The organism is Paenarthrobacter sp. TYUT067 (assembly GCF_023656375.1).
Lineage (GTDB): Bacteria > Actinomycetota > Actinomycetes > Actinomycetales > Micrococcaceae > Arthrobacter.
In genome coordinates this window covers 98,361-114,727 of sequence record NZ_JAMOIT010000007.1, presented here as the reverse complement: position 1 = coordinate 114,727, position 16,367 = coordinate 98,361, and the positions used below count along the sequence as shown (strand labels likewise).

Annotated in this window: 16 protein-coding genes; 7 read left to right on the top strand and 9 right to left on the bottom strand. The window is 61.2% G+C overall.

The annotated features are described in order from the left end of the window. Positions 1-47 precede the first annotated feature (47 nt). The 4 genes from dctA (at position 48) to MOD31_RS08295 (ending at position 4,973) form a co-directional block, all read left to right on the top strand. The gene (gene dctA, locus MOD31_RS08310) at positions 48-1,562 is read left to right on the top strand and encodes a C4-dicarboxylate transporter DctA (protein WP_223940938.1); all 1,515 of its coding nucleotides are present in this window, start codon (positions 48-50) and stop codon (positions 1,560-1,562) included. Position 1,563: 1 nt separating this feature from the next. Further along, a complete protein-coding gene (locus MOD31_RS08305; protein WP_250820306.1) occupies positions 1,564-2,709 on the top strand; it encodes a glycerate kinase in 1,146 nt (381 codons plus the stop codon). 95 nt (positions 2,710-2,804) lie between these two features. Continuing rightward, positions 2,805-3,893, top strand: a complete 1,089-nt coding sequence (locus MOD31_RS08300; protein WP_223940940.1) for a type I restriction endonuclease — start codon at positions 2,805-2,807, stop codon at positions 3,891-3,893. A gap of 318 nt (positions 3,894-4,211) precedes the next feature. Then, positions 4,212-4,973: a hypothetical protein gene (locus tag MOD31_RS08295; protein ID WP_250820305.1), complete on the top strand. Its 762-nt coding sequence runs from the start codon at positions 4,212-4,214 to the stop codon at positions 4,971-4,973. A gap of 59 nt (positions 4,974-5,032) precedes the next feature. Here the strand turns inward: MOD31_RS08295 and MOD31_RS08290 are convergent, their stop codons facing one another. Beyond that, positions 5,033-5,467, bottom strand: a complete 435-nt coding sequence (locus MOD31_RS08290; protein WP_250820304.1) for a hypothetical protein — start codon at positions 5,465-5,467, stop codon at positions 5,033-5,035. A 119-nt stretch (positions 5,468-5,586) separates the two neighbouring features. Between MOD31_RS08290 and MOD31_RS08285 the strand changes: the two genes are divergently transcribed. Continuing rightward, positions 5,587-6,390, top strand: coding sequence for a MerR family transcriptional regulator (locus tag MOD31_RS08285; protein WP_250820303.1), 804 nt, complete (start codon positions 5,587-5,589; stop codon positions 6,388-6,390). 80 nt (positions 6,391-6,470) lie between these two features. Here the strand turns inward: MOD31_RS08285 and MOD31_RS08280 are convergent, their stop codons facing one another. Then, positions 6,471-7,052, bottom strand: coding sequence for a TetR/AcrR family transcriptional regulator (locus MOD31_RS08280; protein WP_250820302.1), 582 nt, complete (start codon positions 7,050-7,052; stop codon positions 6,471-6,473). A gap of 58 nt (positions 7,053-7,110) precedes the next feature. Between MOD31_RS08280 and MOD31_RS08275 the strand changes: the two genes are divergently transcribed. Both MOD31_RS08275 and ggt read left to right on the top strand, forming a co-directional pair. Next, entirely contained in the window at positions 7,111-7,932 is an 822-nt protein-coding gene (locus MOD31_RS08275) for an SDR family NAD(P)-dependent oxidoreductase (RefSeq protein ID WP_243753323.1), read from the top strand. A gap of 455 nt (positions 7,933-8,387) precedes the next feature. Then, positions 8,388-10,229, top strand: a complete 1,842-nt coding sequence (gene ggt, locus MOD31_RS08270; RefSeq protein WP_223940942.1) for a gamma-glutamyltransferase — start codon at positions 8,388-8,390, stop codon at positions 10,227-10,229. 21 nt (positions 10,230-10,250) lie between these two features. Here the strand turns inward: ggt and MOD31_RS08265 are convergent, their stop codons facing one another. The 7 genes from MOD31_RS08265 to mpaM form a co-directional block, all read right to left on the bottom strand. Next, on the bottom strand, positions 10,251-10,436 hold the full coding sequence (locus MOD31_RS08265; protein ID WP_250820301.1) for a SoxR reducing system RseC family protein: 186 nt from the start codon (positions 10,434-10,436) through the stop codon (positions 10,251-10,253). Between the two features lie 31 nt (positions 10,437-10,467). Further along, positions 10,468-11,160, bottom strand: a complete 693-nt coding sequence (locus tag MOD31_RS08260; protein ID WP_250820300.1) for a hypothetical protein — start codon at positions 11,158-11,160, stop codon at positions 10,468-10,470. Next, positions 11,161-11,697: a hypothetical protein gene (locus tag MOD31_RS08255; protein WP_250820299.1), complete on the bottom strand. Its 537-nt coding sequence runs from the start codon at positions 11,695-11,697 to the stop codon at positions 11,161-11,163. A gap of 209 nt (positions 11,698-11,906) precedes the next feature. Next, on the bottom strand, positions 11,907-12,617 hold the full coding sequence (locus tag MOD31_RS08250; protein ID WP_166842337.1) for an ABC transporter ATP-binding protein: 711 nt from the start codon (positions 12,615-12,617) through the stop codon (positions 11,907-11,909). Further along, positions 12,614-14,287, bottom strand: coding sequence for a daptide biosynthesis intramembrane metalloprotease (gene mpaP, locus MOD31_RS08245; RefSeq protein ID WP_250820298.1), 1,674 nt, complete (start codon positions 14,285-14,287; stop codon positions 12,614-12,616). The genes MOD31_RS08250 and mpaP overlap by 4 nt, the downstream gene beginning before the upstream one ends. Next, positions 14,284-15,531, bottom strand: coding sequence for a YcaO-like family protein (locus MOD31_RS08240; RefSeq protein WP_250820297.1), 1,248 nt, complete (start codon positions 15,529-15,531; stop codon positions 14,284-14,286). Before MOD31_RS08240 ends, mpaP begins: the two co-directional genes overlap by 4 nt. After that, on the bottom strand, positions 15,528-16,346 hold the full coding sequence (gene mpaM / locus MOD31_RS08235) for a daptide-type RiPP biosynthesis methyltransferase (protein ID WP_223940947.1): 819 nt from the start codon (positions 16,344-16,346) through the stop codon (positions 15,528-15,530). Before mpaM ends, MOD31_RS08240 begins: the two co-directional genes overlap by 4 nt. Between the last annotated feature and the right edge of the window lie 21 nt (positions 16,347-16,367).

Genomic DNA, 16,367 nt, shown 5'->3' with positions numbered 1-16,367 from the left:
TTCCCTTCAGTTTCACTCCAGAGACATTCCACAACGAGGTAGGAATCATGGACCACAGCAGCACCCACGGCGCAGCCGCTTCCGGCACATCAGCCACTTCAGGCACCAAGGCGCCACCAAAGACCCGCTGGTACAGGCAGTTGTACTTCTGGGTATTGACCGCAATCGTTGTCGGCATCCTGGTCGGATGGCTTGCCCCCGCGGCCGGCATCGCCATGGAACCGATCGGTACCACGTTCGTGGATGCGATGAAGATGCTCATCGGACCCATCGTCTTCCTGACCATCGTGGGTGGCATCGCCAGCGTGGCTGACCTGAAGAAGGTGGGAATGACGGGTTTGAAAGCCCTGACCTACTTCCAGATCGGGACCATCTGCGCCATGCTTTTCGGCCTCGTGGCCATCAACATCTTCCGGCTCGGTGACGGCGTCAACGCAGATGCGAGCACCATCGAAACCTCCGACTCCGCTGCCAAGCTAATCGACGCCGGCCAGCACCAGGAATGGTGGCAGTTCCTGACGCACATCATCCCCGAAAGCATGGTCTCGCCCTTCGTTGAAGGCAACATCCTGCAGATCATCTTCATCGCAGTGATCTTCGGCATCGCCCTGAACGCCATGGGCAAGGTCGGTGCCCCCGTGCTGGACGGCGTCCAACGCCTCACCAGCGTGATGTTCAAAATTCTGGGCTTCATCATGAAGGCCGCCCCGCTGGGTGCCTTCGGGGCCATGGCCTACGCCGTGGGCAAATACGGGGTTTCCTCACTGACCAGCATGGGCGGACTGATCGCACTGTTCTACGTCACCTCGATCCTGTTCGTCGTGATCGTCCTCGGCTCCGTCATGGCGTTCCTGAAGCTGAATATCTTCACCATGATCCGCCACCTCAAAGAGGAATACATGCTCATCCTGGGCACCTCCACCGCCGAGCCAGCCCTCCCCGGCCTGATGCGCAAGCTGGAGCACGCCGGCGTGAAGAAGGAGACCGTTGGCTTGGTAGTCCCCACCGGCTACAGCTTCAACCTGGACGGCGCCGCGATTTACCTCTCCCTCGCCGCCCTCTACATCGCCCAGGCCACCAACACGGACCTCACCATCGGCCAGCAACTGGGCCTCCTCGCCGTCATGCTCCTGACCTCCAAGGGCGCGGCAGGCGTTGCGGGCGGCGGGTTTATCGCCCTCACCGCAACACTGACCACCCTTGGCACCATCCCCGCGGCCGGCATCATGCTCATCTTCGGCATCGACAAGTTCATGTCCGAATGCCGCGCCCTGGTGAACTTCACCGGCAACGCCGTCGCCACGCTCTTCATCGCCTGGTGGGACCGCACCCTCGACGCCGACCGCGCCCGCCGGGTCTTCCGCGGCGAACCGGTAGAACCGTTGCCCGCCGAGGACCCCGTCCACGCTGACCAGGTCACCGACATCGACGACGACCTGATCGAGTACGGGCACCACGGGCCAAAGGACCCCTCATCTGGTGCGGGACCAGCCTCGGACCATGGACCATCCAGGCCAGCCGCCTCAGCCGACCGCCGCCCCGCCTACTCGGAGACAGTCTGAGATGACCCGCACCGTTCTCATTGCTCCCGACAAATTCAAAGGCAGCCTCACCGCCGCCGAAGTAGCCGTTGCACTGGCAGCAGGGCTCCGCTCAGCAGGGTCGGATGGTTCCGGAACGGTCCACTGTGAGCTCCTTCCCCTCGCAGACGGAGGTGACGGCAGCGTGGACGCCGCCGTCGCCTCCGGCTTCTGCCGCCACTCCGTCACCGTCACCGGCCCCACCGGGCAGTCGGTTCACGCCACCGTAGCGTTCGACGGCGTTACGGCAGTGGTGGAGGTCGCCAACACCTGTGGCCTGGCCGTCTTGCCGGGCTCCGCCCTTGCCCCACTGGATGCTTCAAGCCGTGGGTTCGGCCAAGCCGTCCGGTTCGCGTTGACGCTGGGTCCATCCCGGGTTGTGCTGGCTTTGGGCGGCAGTTCCAGCACCGACGGCGGCATGGGAATGCTCACCGCCCTGGGCCTGGAGTTCCTGGACAACTCCGGTTCTTTGCTGGAGGGCACCGGCCGCTCGCTGCCCCGCCTCCACTCGGTGACCGGCTCCCTCATCCCGGAGCTGGACGGCGTCGAACTCATCCTCGCCACAGACGTCCACAACCCCCTGCACGGGCCCACCGGCGCGGCGGCCGTTTTCGGCCCCCAGAAGGGCGCCACTCCCGCCGAGGTCTCAACACTCGACGCCGGACTGGTCCACTTCGCTTCGGTCCTCACCGACGCCGGACTCGCTGATCCCGGACTTGCCCACCACCCCGGCGCCGGAAGCGCCGGCGGCATCGGCTTCGCTTGCCTGCTCCTCGGCGCAGAGCAGGTCTCCGGCGCAGACTATTTCCTGGACCTTCTGGACTTCGACACCCGCAAAGACGCCTGCGATCTGGTCATCACCGGTGAAGGAAGCATCGATGAGCAGACGCTGGCCGGAAAGCTGCCCGCCGCCGTCGCCCGCCGTTCCCTTGGGCGGCCCATCGTCGCCGTCGCGGGACGCTCACTGCTGGCACGTGAACAGTGGGCCGAAATGTCCCTGACGTCCGTCTACGCACTGACCGACTACACGGACAGGGACTCCTCCAAGGACCCCGGGTTGTCGGCAGAGTTGCTGCGGTTTATTGGGCGGGAGATCATCGAGGACGTGTTGGGGATGGCACGGGCCTGAAGGCTCGACCAGTGGAAATCCCGTCCTACATGGTTTTTTCCGAGCCCTCCGCTAAGGTTTGGCTCACGTGTCGAAATCTAGACCATGGGGGTCAAATGGAATTTGCAGAGCGACTGTCAGCTTTGGCCGCGAAAGTGCGACAGCAACGAGGCGTGATCGAGACTGAAGAGGCAACAAAAAATGCATTCGTGATGCCCTTTATCTCCTCGATTCTCGGCTACGACGTCTTCAATCCACTGGAAGTTGTCCCTGAGTTCACCGCCGATGTTGGCGTCAAGAAGGGTGAAAAAGTTGACTATGCCATCGTGAAAGATGGCGAAGTACAGATACTCATTGAGTGCAAGAAGTCGATTGAGCCTGTTAAAATTGAGCATGCGTCACAGCTGTTTCGATATTTTGCCGTGACCAATGCGCGGATCGCCATCCTGACCAATGGTGAGATTTATCAGTTCTTTACTGATCTCGATGCCCCAAACCGCATGGATGCTAAGCCTTTCCTCATCCTGGATTTGAACGACATAGACGAGAGTCTCCTGCCTGAACTTCAGAAACTTTCCAAAGATGTCTTTGATCTGGATTCCATTATCAGTGCGGCAAACGAGCTCAAATACATCGGTGAACTGAAGAGAACTCTCGCAGCGCAGTTCCGCGAGCCCGAAGACGAATGGATCAAGTTTTTGACCTCCCGCGTTTATACGGGCGCGTATACCCAGCGAGTGCGCGAGCAGTTCACGGCATTGGTCAGCAAAGCCACAAAGCAGTTTCTGAATGACCAAGTCAACGAACGATTGAAGAAAGCCCTTGGCGCTCAAGCCTATGCGCCCACTGACGAAATCGCATCTGCGGCAGTGTCGAGTCAGCCCGCGGCAGAGGCGGACCTTGCAGAAGTCGACGCCGTCGAGACAACACTTGAAGAAATCGAGGGATACCAAATCGTTAGGGCCATCGTTTGCAGTGAAGTGAAGCCGACCAGGGTTGTACAACGCGATGCTAAATCGTATTTTGCGGTGCTTTTGGACGACAACAATAGGAAGCCAATAGCCCGCCTTCACTTCAACCGATCCCAGAAATACATCGGCGTGTTTGACGCAAACAAAGAAGAGACCAGAGTTCCGATCAGTTCACTGGAGGAGATCTACGAACACTCAGAAGTTCTCCGGGCCAGCGTAAAGAGCTACCTCTGACCCTGGGGCGGGAGGCGAATATTCACCTCTCGCCCCCCCAACGCCCATTAATCCATTCGGTGTAGTATGGGTGGCTTGCCCGCCTAAATTAGGCGGCACTCCGTTCAGACTCATACCAGGAGCCTCGTGAGCCACCCTGAGAACACTGCCCAGACTTCCGCCCCAGCCCCGAACCCTCCTAGAACGCCCGGCCGGGTCGCCTTGTGGGGGTGGTTGATCGGTCTTCTCGCCGGCATTGTCGGTCTGGTGCCATGGTGGATCACGGGCGGCACACTGCCACTTCAGAACTTGTGGGCCACACAAGTGATGCCAGCTCAGATGCCTCCCGCTCTCCTACCCCTGAGCCAGTACGAGGCGACGACCATTGTCGCGCTGCTGACGGTTGGCGGAGCATTGGCCGGGCTTGCTGTTCGCATCTGGTCACCCGCCCGCAGTCGACTCGTCATGGGGTGCACGGCTGCCGGTGTTTTCGCGGTGCACTTCACAGCCACCGTCCAATCATTTTCTGTAATGCACCAGGGCCTCGCCACAGGCACCTTGGCCAGCCTTTACTTCGGTGGCCTCCTCGCGGGCGTCGTCGGTTCCGTGATCGCGGCATTTGTTGCCATGCTGCTCATCGCTTCACCCTCCCAGGTCAAAGCCACCATCGGATTCGGGCTCATGGCTGTTCCCTTCACTTCGTGGGCAGTGGTGTGGGTAGTGAGCGTGGTGGGGTTCCTCAATGTACCCACTGCCGTGCCGACCATCGCGCGATGGGTCCCCGCCGTCCTGGTGGGTTCCGCGCTGGCGTGGTGTGGCCTCCGACCCGCCCGTCGAGCGGTTGCTTGGGTGCTTAACCTCGTACTCCTATGGCTGCTTCCGGCACTGTTCACCGCCGTCCAAGCCGTCCTCGGAACCCGAGTGCTGGCCGGAGATATTCCGGAGATGCTGCTGATGGGCAGGCAAGTTCTGTCGGCAGCCCTTGGCCCGGACGGAGGGGCCTTGCCCACGATCCTGCTGGCTCTTGCCATCGGATTGGTGGGCGTCGGCGTCCAGGAAATATTGTCCCGCCGGGGTTCCCGGCAGGGAGCCAGCCAGTAGAGCATCCGCCGGCGGACTCTTGGTTACCGCGGCGACGTTGTAGTCGCCTCCTGCTCTGGCTACCGGGGCAATGGAGGCAGCAGCACCCGCGTCTCACCGACGTCAAGCGTGACCTCACGGGATGAGTCCACGTCTGCGGGAGTCTTGATGACGTAGGTATGTGGGGCCATGTCGGCTGTGCAGGCCTGTGCATCATCGGTCGCGACCTCCAACTTCACGTGCTGTGAATTGAGCACCTGAATCGACGAGGGGAAAGCCGGACAGCTGGAACTGCCGCTGAGGGCGACCGCAAACTTTGCACCGGCGTCCAACCATCCGGCCGCTGGACCCAAGGAAAGGTACGGCTCCTTGGCGTGGGTATCCAGATCAGCGGTAATCGCCTCCGACGGAAGTCCGCCCCTGAAATCAGACTCGGAAATGGACGATGGTGAGGCCGCGCATCCTGCGAGTATCGCGGCCAAGCCCACAACAGTGACACCACATGATTTCCCCATAAAGCCGAGGCTACGCCGTCAACGCAATCCTGTGCGCACCGACGTCGATGTTCAGCAAAACAAAGCAGCGTTCGGGCGATACTTGACTCTGACACTGTGGAAGACGAGAGAACTGAGTCATGTTATCCATCGGAGCTTTCGCGCAGATCGGGCAGGTGACCCATCGGATGCTGCGGCATTGGGACACCGCGGGTTTGCTCGTACCAGCCCACGTTGACGAGTTCAGCGGCTACCGGTCCTATGATCCGTCTCAACTTGAGCGGCTGCACCGCATTGTTGCCCTGCGCCAGCTTGGCTTCGGCCTCAACGACATCTCGTCGATTCTTGACCAAGGCGTCGAGGCTGATCGGATCGCGGCTCTCTTGCGGATTCGCCGCGCAGAAGTTGAGCAGGAACACCGGATCGCTGCTGCAAGGCTCCTGGACGTGCAACGCCGGCTCCATCTCATCGAGAAAGAGAATCACATGTCACAGATTGAAATTATCGAAAAATCCCTGCCGGCCGTACGCTTGGCAGCCCGCCGCGCGGTCGTAGCCGAACAACCCGAGGTTGCAGGCACCGTGGGGCCCGCCTTTGACGCTGTCTCGCAGATCATCGGGGGCGAAAATGGAACGTTGGAGACACCGGTTGCGCTCTACGAGACAGTTGAAGACGGCCTGCAAATCATCGCAGGCTATGCCTATTCGGGACCAGCCCGCGAAGGCTTCGAGATCGTTGAACTGCCCCAGGTCGAGAATGCCGTCTGTGGCGTTCACTTAGGCTCCATGGAACACATTGCGGAGAGCTGGCAGGCGCTTCATTCGGAGATCTTCGCCCGGGGGCTCGTACACTCCGGTCCGTGCCGGGAACTGTACGTCCGGGCGGTGTCAGACGATCAATCCGACTGGGTGACCGAGCTGCAGCAGCCTGTTCGCCGCGCCTGAGGCATCGCGAGGGTTTCCCACAGTTAGTGGTGGACGCGGTCCGAATGCGGAGTCCTGTTATGGACGCCGCATTCGGCAGCTCACAGGCCACCCGCAACAGGTGGCAACAATTCCGTCCGTGGTGTGGTGGCTCGAAGCACGCGTTGGACGTGCAGGCCCGCCCAATCGGGCTCAAAGGCATGGGTGCGAAGGAGCCATCGGTGGAAAACCGGACCCAAGAGCAGTTCTGCAGCTGAGTCCGGATCATCGACACCCCCTTGACGAAGCCGGTCAGCAATTGCCCTGAGTTGAGGCAGCAGCAGCCGTTCCCGATATTGGGAGGCCAGCACCTCATCAGACTGGATGGCTGCGGTGACGGCTCGCAGAAGGGGCTCCTGCGTAGAGTTGGTCAACTCTACGATCGTCGCAACGACGAGTGCTTCCAGGTCAACCGCCAGATCGCCCGAGTTGGGGACGTGGACCATGCCGTCCTCGCCGAAGCTCCGCGCCAGGAGTGCATCGAACAGAATCGCCCCGGTCGAGGGCCAGGTGCGGTACAGCGTTTGCTTGCTCACTCCGGCCCGCGCCGCCACACCTTCCATCGAAATGCTTCCGAGGCCGCCTTCCCGGACCAGGGTCAGTGCCGCCTCAAAGACCAATATTCGAGTTCGCAGACGCGCCATATTCCTAGGGTACCCGCTAAAACGAGACGGTCCGTCCAGTTATTGATATGGTGGAATCATGGCTTCACCCCAAACATGGATGATCTCTGGCGCGAACCGAGGGCTGGGACGCGCTCTGACTCTCGCTGCACTCGAAGCAGGTCATGCAGTAGTTGCTACGACACGAGGTGCTCACTCGCTGCCGGACCACCAACGCCTCCTGGTGCAGGAACTCGATGTTCGCGACCGGCGGGGCGCCTTCGCCGCCGTCGATCAGGCCGTCGCGGAATTTGGGCGGCTGGATGTGCTCGTAAACAACGCGGGATACGGCCTCATCGGTGCGGTAGAAGAAGCAACCGAGGACGAAGCACGCGCCATCCTCGACACGGACCTCCTAGGTCCACTCTGGCTTAGCCAAGCCGCGATTCCGGTCATGCGCCACCAGGGACGTGGGCACATCGTCCAGATCTCAACTGTCGGAGCCGTGGGGACCATGCCTATGCTGGGGCTCTATAACTCGGCCAAGTGGGGCCTGGAGGGATTCACCGAGGCGATGGCTGCCGAGGTGGGCCGGTTCGGCATCCGGGTCACCTTGGCCGAGCCCGGTGCGATCGATACAGACTGGGCCGGCGGCAGCATGCATTTCTGCGCTCCGCTTGCCGCCTATGACGGACTGCGAACCGAACTGTTCGGCACCGCAAGCGTACCTTGGCCGCCGTCGGAAGCCGCCGGGGGAACTTCACCAGAGGATGTGGCAGCCGTGATCCTCGCGCACGTAGGGGACGTAGATGATCCGCGACTTCGACTTCTTATTGGTGACGACGCACCGGGTCAGGTGAAGGCGGCGCTGAAACTGCGTTTCGAAGATTACGAGCGGGACGCCCGCTTCAGCGATCACTAAGCCGGAAGCGGCCTTCGCGCGCCCGTTCCTGGCGACAGCGGATGCTGCTTAGCTGTGCGACTTTCCCCGAAACCCGACGCGAAGGCTGCTCCACAGCTTCCCCGTACGAATCGAGCTGCCAATCTATCGCCAGGCGATCGCCGAACAACCGCCAAACCCAATCCCGGTCGGCTGGGTAGACCGTCCACTCCACGGAGTCGCCCACTTCGATGAGCAGATGATCTTCCGCAATTTGCCAGTCCGTGAGCCACACAAGCATGCAGACACCGGCAGCGTCCAGGGTGCACGATGTGGCGTCGTGTGGGGCCAGGAACGGGGGCGGGACCCCCCGCGCCGGCCCGGCGCCTTACCCCCAATAGCCCTCGAATATCAACCGTTGTCCCCTTGCAGAGCCTCGGGGTAGGGTGACCGGACCGTCCACCACATCACCGTCTGGAACAACTCTGGGAGACACCATGACTCATGTGAGACGTCAATTGGCTGCGGTCACGGCAGCATTGGCACTGACCGCGACGAGCGGCGCGATGGCCAGTCCGGCCTTCGCCGACCCCCGCGAAACCGACAAGACAGCCACGGCCACAGGTTACGGCGGTGCCGTCAGCACGGTAGATCCAGAGGCTTCCGCAGCCGCAATCGAAGTACTACGAAAGGGCGGCAATGCTGCCGACGCCGCCGTGGCCGCAGCAGCAACCCTGGGTGTTACCGAGCCCTACAGCGCCGGCATTGGAGGCGGTGGCTACTTCGTCTTCTATGACGCGAAGACCAAGCAGGTGGGAACTATTGACGGGCGCGAGACAGCTCCGGCGGGTATCAAGCCGGACGCCTTCATCAACCCCGCGGACCCCGACGGCAAGCCCTACAAATTCACACCGGACCTGGTCACCAGCGGAGTCTCCGTGGGCGTCCCCGGCACGCCCGCCACGTGGGAGCGCGCGCTGGAACGCTGGGGAAGCATGGACTTGGGAGACGCGCTGAAACCAGCCATCAAGGTGGCAAACCGCGGTTTTGTTGTGGACCAGACCTTCCGCCAGCAAACGTTGGACAACAAACTCCGCTTCGACGCTTTCACCTCCACACGGGACCTGTTCCTGCCCGGTGGTGACGCTCCCGCCGTCGGAAGTGTCTTCAAGAACCACGATCTTGCGGCGACGTACAGGCAACTGGCCAAGGAGGGCACTGACGCCTTCTACGGCGGCCCTCTCGCCGAGGAAATCGTCAAAACCGTGCAAGCTCCACCCAAGACGGCAACAACAGAGCTTCCTGTCCCCGTTGGTTCCATGACCACCCAGGACCTGGCCAACTACAAGGTGGTGGACCAAGATCCCACAAAGGTTGAGTACCGGGGGTACGACGTCTACGGCATGGCTCCTTCCAGCAGCGGCGGCACCACGGTGGGTGAGTCCCTGAACATCCTGGAAAACTACGACCTCAAGGGCATGACGCCAGTGGATGCCCTGCACCACTACTTCGAGGCCAGCTCGTTGGCCTTCGCGGACCGCGGCGCTTACGTTGGTGATCCTGCTTTCGTGAAGGTCCCCACCAGCACGCTGCTGGACGACGTCTTCGCCAAGGAACGCTCCTGCGAAATAGATCCGGCGGCGGCAGCCCCCAAGCCAGTAGCCCCCGGCAACGTAGAAACATACGACGGCGCGTGCCCGGCTGCTGCTGCACCGCTCGCCAATGAGACGGATACAGAGAACATTTCCACCACCAACCTGACGGTCGCCGACAAGTGGGGCAACGTGGTGGAATACACGCTGACGATCGAGCAGACGGGCGGTTCGGGAATCGTTGTTCCGGGCCGGGGCTTCCTGCTGAACAACGAGCTGACTGATTTCAGCACCGTCTATGACCCCAAGGACCCCAACCGGATCGAACCGAACAAGCGGCCGCGGTCCTCGATGTCGCCCACCATCATTTTGAAGGACCAGAAGCCGTTCCTGGCACTGGGCTCCCCCGGCGGATCGACCATTATCACCACTGTGCTGCAGACCATCCTGAACCGCGTGGACTTGGGCATGACGGTTTCGGAGGCCTTGGCTGCCCCGCGGGCTGCACCCCGGAATGGTGCAACCATCAGTTCGGAGCCAGCCTTCATTGACGCGTACGGCCCTGCGCTGGAGTCGTTGGGGCACGATCTGGTTCCGGCCGGGGACGCTTTCACGTCCGCGGCTGAAATCGGGGCGGCAACCGCCGTCGAGTTCAATCCGGACGGATCTTTGACCGCGGCAGCCGAGCCCCAACGCCGTGGCGGAGGTTCGGCGATGGTGGTGAAACCGGCAAAGCCTGGAAAGTAAACCTTGGCGCAGTAGATCCATTCACGGTTGGCGGTTTTTCCTGACCTCCCGGTTGAACCTCCACAGTGTCACCAAGGACGCGGCCGCTATGAAGATCCCGGAAAGGATGGACCACCACGTTTGCTCTGAATCGGAGACGAAAATGGTCACGGCATAGGCGCCCAGGACCAATGCCAGAAAGAGCCATACCAACGGACTGCGGTTCATTGCGAATTCCTTTATTGAAGTAGATGAAATGTCATGCCAGATCCCGCTTCAGGAACATCCCGAACGCAACCGCTGTAACCACTACAAGCCAGATCATGGCCCCTAGAAAAGAACCTGTGGCTGGTATGTGGATTGCTACGTGGTCAGCCCAGTCAGCGGCCAAGACTGGGAAGAGGAATTGTTCGACGTTCCTTGAGGGGGCTGATAGGAGGTCAGGAAGTACCAAGCTCAACGGCACCGCGAAGAGGCTCACCATCTGGCTCCGGATGAGGGATCCCAGCGCAAAGCCCCACAGCGATCCCATAGCGGCCGTGCCCGTGAAAGCCAGAACTGCATGAGGTGTAATTCCCCAAGCGCTGTCCATGAGTTCTCCGGAAACTCCGAACAGCACTCCTACGGTTGCTCCCGCAAGGAGCGCCGCCAGGACGGTGCTGACTAACCTGGCAGTGAACGCCGGTGCGCGCTGAAACAGCAAGACCCTGCGCGTGAAACAGCCCGCCCTATAGTCCGAGGTAAAGGAGAACGACCCCATCACCGCAGCCACTGTGAGCATGAGCGACATGCCGGCTTGGCGGAGAACAAGGTCGAACCCCGGTGATGTTTGAGATTCGAGTCGCGCCATGCAAATGAGTACGCCCACGAGCCCTGCCACCAAGAGGGCGCAGAGGGCTGATCCCAGCCACAACCAGGGCCTTCTGACGTCAGAGAGAAAGGCTGACACCATCTAGAACTCCTTCCCTAGGAGAAGACGCACGGCACATAGACCTGCCGCCATGAGCCAGCCCAGGGATACAAGGAGAGCAGGAAATGGTGCCAGAAGTCCGTCAAAGGGGAGGGACGCAATTCCCGCCAGAGCTCCGGAGGGAAGCCAGCGCGCTACTTCCGGTGCACTTGCCATGAGTGGCACCTCGACGGCCAGTGGAATCAGCAAGGTGAGTATGGTGGTCGCGTAGTAGTGCCGGATGATCCAACCCAGCGAACATCCCCACAATGAACCCATGGTCGCGGCCAGCATCACACCCGGCATCTGGTTCCAGGACTCTGCAGCCAGCAGTTTGCCCAGCACACCCGAGGGCAGCGAAAACGCCGCACTGACGCCCCAAAGCACTGTTCCTGTGGTGACCGTGGCGAGGCCAACAATCGCTGCGGCCAAGTATTTGGATATCAGCACCTGCTTCAGCCCTGACAACACCACACTGCGCCGGAGGGTTCCGTAATAGGACTCCCGGGTGACCACATAGCTTCCTGCGAACGTAGCCACGGGTGCAATGCTTGCTGAAAGAGTCCAAAATGTCCGGACGTTGTCCGCGGCGGATAGCCCTTCCGAGTTATCTGGCCAGCCCAGGAAGTTTGCAACGAACCAAGGGACCAATGCGGTAAAAGCCAGAATGCCGAGCACTGAATAACCGCTGACATACCGCAGGAGCTCTGAACGGAGTCCACTGCCCATGGAACTTACTGCCGTTCCATTCACCGATTGCCCTCCAGAATCTTGAAGTACGCGGATTCCAGGCTGCCCCCACCGAGCGCTTTGGCCTCCTTGAGGGTTCCTCGAAACAGGGTCCTTTGCCTGAGAACCACAACCTCGTCCGCAACCTGTTCCAACTCCATGAGTTGATGGCTGGAAACGAGGGCGCTCCCGCCGGATGCGGCGAATTCCCGGAGGAACCTCCGGAGCCACTGGACACCCTCAGGGTCCAGGCCGTTAGCGGGCTCATCAAGAACAAGCATCTCCGGACTGCCCACCAATGCGGAAGCAATCCCCAGACGTTGCCGCATTCCCAGCGAGTAGTCCCGTACCTTCTTGTTTCCTTCAGCTGCGAGATCCACCAATTCCAGTACGCGCTCCACAGTCTCCGGCTCAGCCCCCACGGCCAGCCGGCAGATCTGCAGGTGCCGGCGTCCTGTCAGCCCGGGCTCCACGTCCATTCCGTCCAGGTTCACGCCAACTTTGGTGGCGGGCCGGGGCAGTGTCCGGTAGTTACGCCCGAAGACGGTTGCACTTCCCGACGTGGCCTCCACAAGGCCGGTCAGCCCTGCGAGCGCTGTGCTCTTTCCCGCCCCGTTGGGTCCAATCAGGCCCACCACCCGCCCGGCCGGGACATCGAAAGTTAGGTCTTCAACAGCAAACCGCGGGCCTCTCTTCTTACTAAACGCCTCGAAGCTGGCGTGGACAATCATGAGTGCCCTCCCTTGGATTCGGTGGTTTGCCCGGACTGCACTGGCCACAGCGGCGAATTCATGGCCGTGTCCAGCAGCCACTCCCCCAAGCTCATCTCCCGCTGGCTTGTCACTTCAGCACGACCAGACGAGGACAGGTTCATGCCTGATTCCAACTCGCTTGGGTAGGCAAGTACCGGCAGGTTGTTCCCGGCCAGTGCAACCGGGGCGATGGTGTCCAGCGCTGCCATGGCGTTCGACGGCGGCGGGTCACCAATGGTGGCCCGGCCCAGGTTCTCGTGGATGATCATTCCCTGGGATTGGAGTGTGACGTGATCGCCGGGTTCGAACGCGGCGCCGGAACCTTGCAGCGATGCCACGATATTCAGTTCGCCGTTTATGTAGGTGTAGCCGGCTACGGTCACGGGTCTTACTGGAATGGAAGCCATGAGCGCTCCGGCGGCCACAACACCCAAACCGACAACCAGAACCCGCCTCCACGCTGGGCTTCCATTCTTGGTTGCTGCACGGAAAAAGCCGACGACACCCTTGGCGGCCATCACCAGCAGCAGGCAAAGAACACCGAAAACAACCAGGTGCCCTGCATATCCAAGTTGCAGGAAGATGGGCACAAGCCTTTGGTAGCCGATCACCATAAAGGCAATCCCTGACAGGAAGCTTGCTAGACCGAACCAGGGCAAGAGACCTTGGTTCGGAATACAGCGCCGGGATCCAAGAACACGGGAGCTGACGACGTCGGCCAGCGCATCGATCGATTTCTTCCGGAGATGGGGAAGGTCCACGGCGGACATCAAAGCCACATAACCGTCCAATTTGATGAAGGGAAAGAGGTTCAACACCGCCACGGCGTAGCAAATCAATCCGTAGAGAACAGCTGCGTCCTTCACTGACGACTCCGGGAGGAACACTTGCACCGCCATCACAATGCTCCCCAAGGCAACGTGCACCAAAGGACCGGCAAGGGCGACGAACACCCGCTGCCTGCGCGAACTTAGCCGCCACCCATCGGTAACGTCGCAGAAGAAGGCAGGTGAGAGGTAGAACAGCATGATCCCGATCCGCCGCGGTGTGCCCCCAAAGTAGGTAAGCGCCATGCCATGGCCCAGTTCGTGCAGCAACGTCGACGCGAACATCGCTGCCACCACGTACAGATAGGCCTCCAAAGGAAGAGGGGTAGACAGGACACGCCACATGCTGGGCCCCGCAAAAGACGCACCGATCAACCCGCTGAGCAGGAGAAGCAACGCTGTGACGGCGCCTGCAGGTCTGATCATGGCTGTGACTGCCGGGCGGAAACTCTCCAACAGCTGTGCCGGATTGAAAAGGGTGAACTGCACTGTGAAGGGCGGTCTGAACTGGACCAGTCGAGTCTCAGCCGGCCCCGCACCATCGTCGAAAATTCCCGTGTGCGCCAGCTGGCGCACAATCCCTTCCACGTCCGCGGGCGTCCAAAGTGGTCCCAGCAGCTGGGCGATCTGGGCCGGTTGCATGGAGCCGTCCACCGCTTTCAAGACATCGGCGACGTCGGAGGAGACCCGCGCTTTCGGCACGCCATTGATGGCGACAATCCACGGCCCGCCTTCCTGCAACGGCCGGTCGATGGAAGCTGCCGACGCGAGCTGCACCGGCCATTCGAGCCCGCCATGTACCGCCTTCCCGGACCTGCTCATATCAACGGATGCGGCGTTGCAGGGCAGCCCGGCATCACGAACAGCTCCTTGGTCTCGTCCATGGTCAAGGGGACAGTCCCCGGGCAGATGGTCTTGCCGGCCGTCCAACCCAGCTCTTGGATAGCTCGAGGAAGCCTGTGCGTGAGGTTGACCCAGTGGGTGCGAATGTTTCGTCCGGCCAGGTACTGCACCAGACCATCCACGTCGGGCGTGGGCCGACATCCAGGAAAGCTGGATGGTTTGAAGGACCCAACCCACTGCCGCAATTCGGCTACCGCCGGTGCAGTCGCCCAGAAGTCAGCGCGGGAATCGTCGTCGGTCACGGGTGCATACGTCCCTGCGGTGGGCGAGCGGCCGGAATCCGAACCGGTTGGGACCCGCCCGGCAGAAGGCATGCGTGTGTGGAACAACTCCCGGATTTGGAGCCCTTCTTGAAGCGCTCCCCTCAACGCCACCACTGGGTCCGAGGCAGATTTGAGTCCCACAGCGCCGAATCCGGCTAAACCGTTTTCCTCAGTAATGATGCACACGGCGGTCAACAGCGGAGCATCGTTGCTCGGAATGAAGGCGAGGATGGGCTCAACACCGGCTGCCCGGGCAGCCACAAGGAGCAGGCTAAGTCCTCTGGCTTCAGATGACTGGCGCACCATCACGGGCATGCTCTCTGCGTCGAACTTTTCCAGGGGGATCCTCTGACGCCACGCTGTGAGGAAGGCGTCGCGTTCCATGACTTCTGCGATCCCGGAGCGCTGGGCGAAGGATTCCGAGGGTCCGGACGCCGCGCCGTTGGGCGAGGGATCGAAGTACCTGTCCCACGGTTTCGTCTGTCCGCATCCAGGGGAGTAATCCACAACAGGGGCGGGAACTAGCGTGGGCTCGCCAGTCAGCAAGTCGATGGCACGGTACCAAGGGAAGTCCCAGTGCAAGGCGGAGGCGCATCCCAGGCCGGCGCCGACAAAGTCAATCCTGGTGCCGGGGCTGCCGTTCCCGGCCAGCAGATACTTGGAATCTTCCGGCACGGGAACCAGGGCGAATCGTTCAACCGCTTCGCCGGCGCCTCTCGTCAGAGACGCCCGCTTTGTGACATCGAAGGCCCCTACTGCAGAAGCGATCCGAGCACCCGGTGTGCTGTTGGCTAATCGCCCCACGGTTCGCCACAGTCCCACGTCATTGGGTACATAGATGGAGGCTTCAGACACCAGCCCCAGGGAAGGGTGCAGCGTTCGTACGGGATCTACGCTCATTTGCCGCAAACCCATAGCTCCACATCATTCAAACCCGGGCTTGGCGACGCTATCCGTACCGGGCGGCGCTCAATAATCTTGAGTCCTTCTGCACCGATCTCTTCCTCGAGGAGGCTGTTGCTCAGGAAAGCGACGTCGCTTGCGTAGGCGGAGGATCTATATGTCCCGTCCAAGCCAAAACTGACATGGATCATGGTCACGTGACGCGCTCCGTTGGCAGCGTCCCGGCCTTCCGCAGTGATCAGGAACGAATCGTCCCCCAGAGCTGAAACCGTGCAGCGGCCTCCACTGTCTATTGGGGCTTGGTGGTTGTCCGCGTTCAGGACCGTCAGTAGGAATTGACCGTCCGGCGTTAAACATTCGCGCACTCTACGGAACAACTCCCAGCGCCCCGCCGGATCAAGGAGCGTGATGGAACTGGCACCGAGAACCACACAACCGAAACCGCCGTCGATCTCAAAGCGGGACATGTCCGCTTCCACCAGTTCAACCTTCACATCGCGGGGGTTGAAGGCTTTGGTGCCTGCTTTCTCCTTCAGCATGGCCAACATTTCCGGTGACGAATCGACTGCGGTGAGTGGACGCCCCAAGGCAAGGAGGGGTCGCGTGATTCGTCCGGATCCTGCCGCAAGTTCCAAGATAGGCCCGGAGGTTTTCCGCGCAGCGGCCAGGATCTCGGGAAGCTCGGTGAGGTCGTTGGCGGTGATCTGGTCGTAGAGTCTCGATCCCGAAACGCTATACAGATCCTCAGGAGGATCGACGTGTCCAAGGATCCGCAAAATGGCGTCGGCGGTCTCATCTGGTGCGGTGTTCATCAGCTCGTGCTCTCCGGGAGT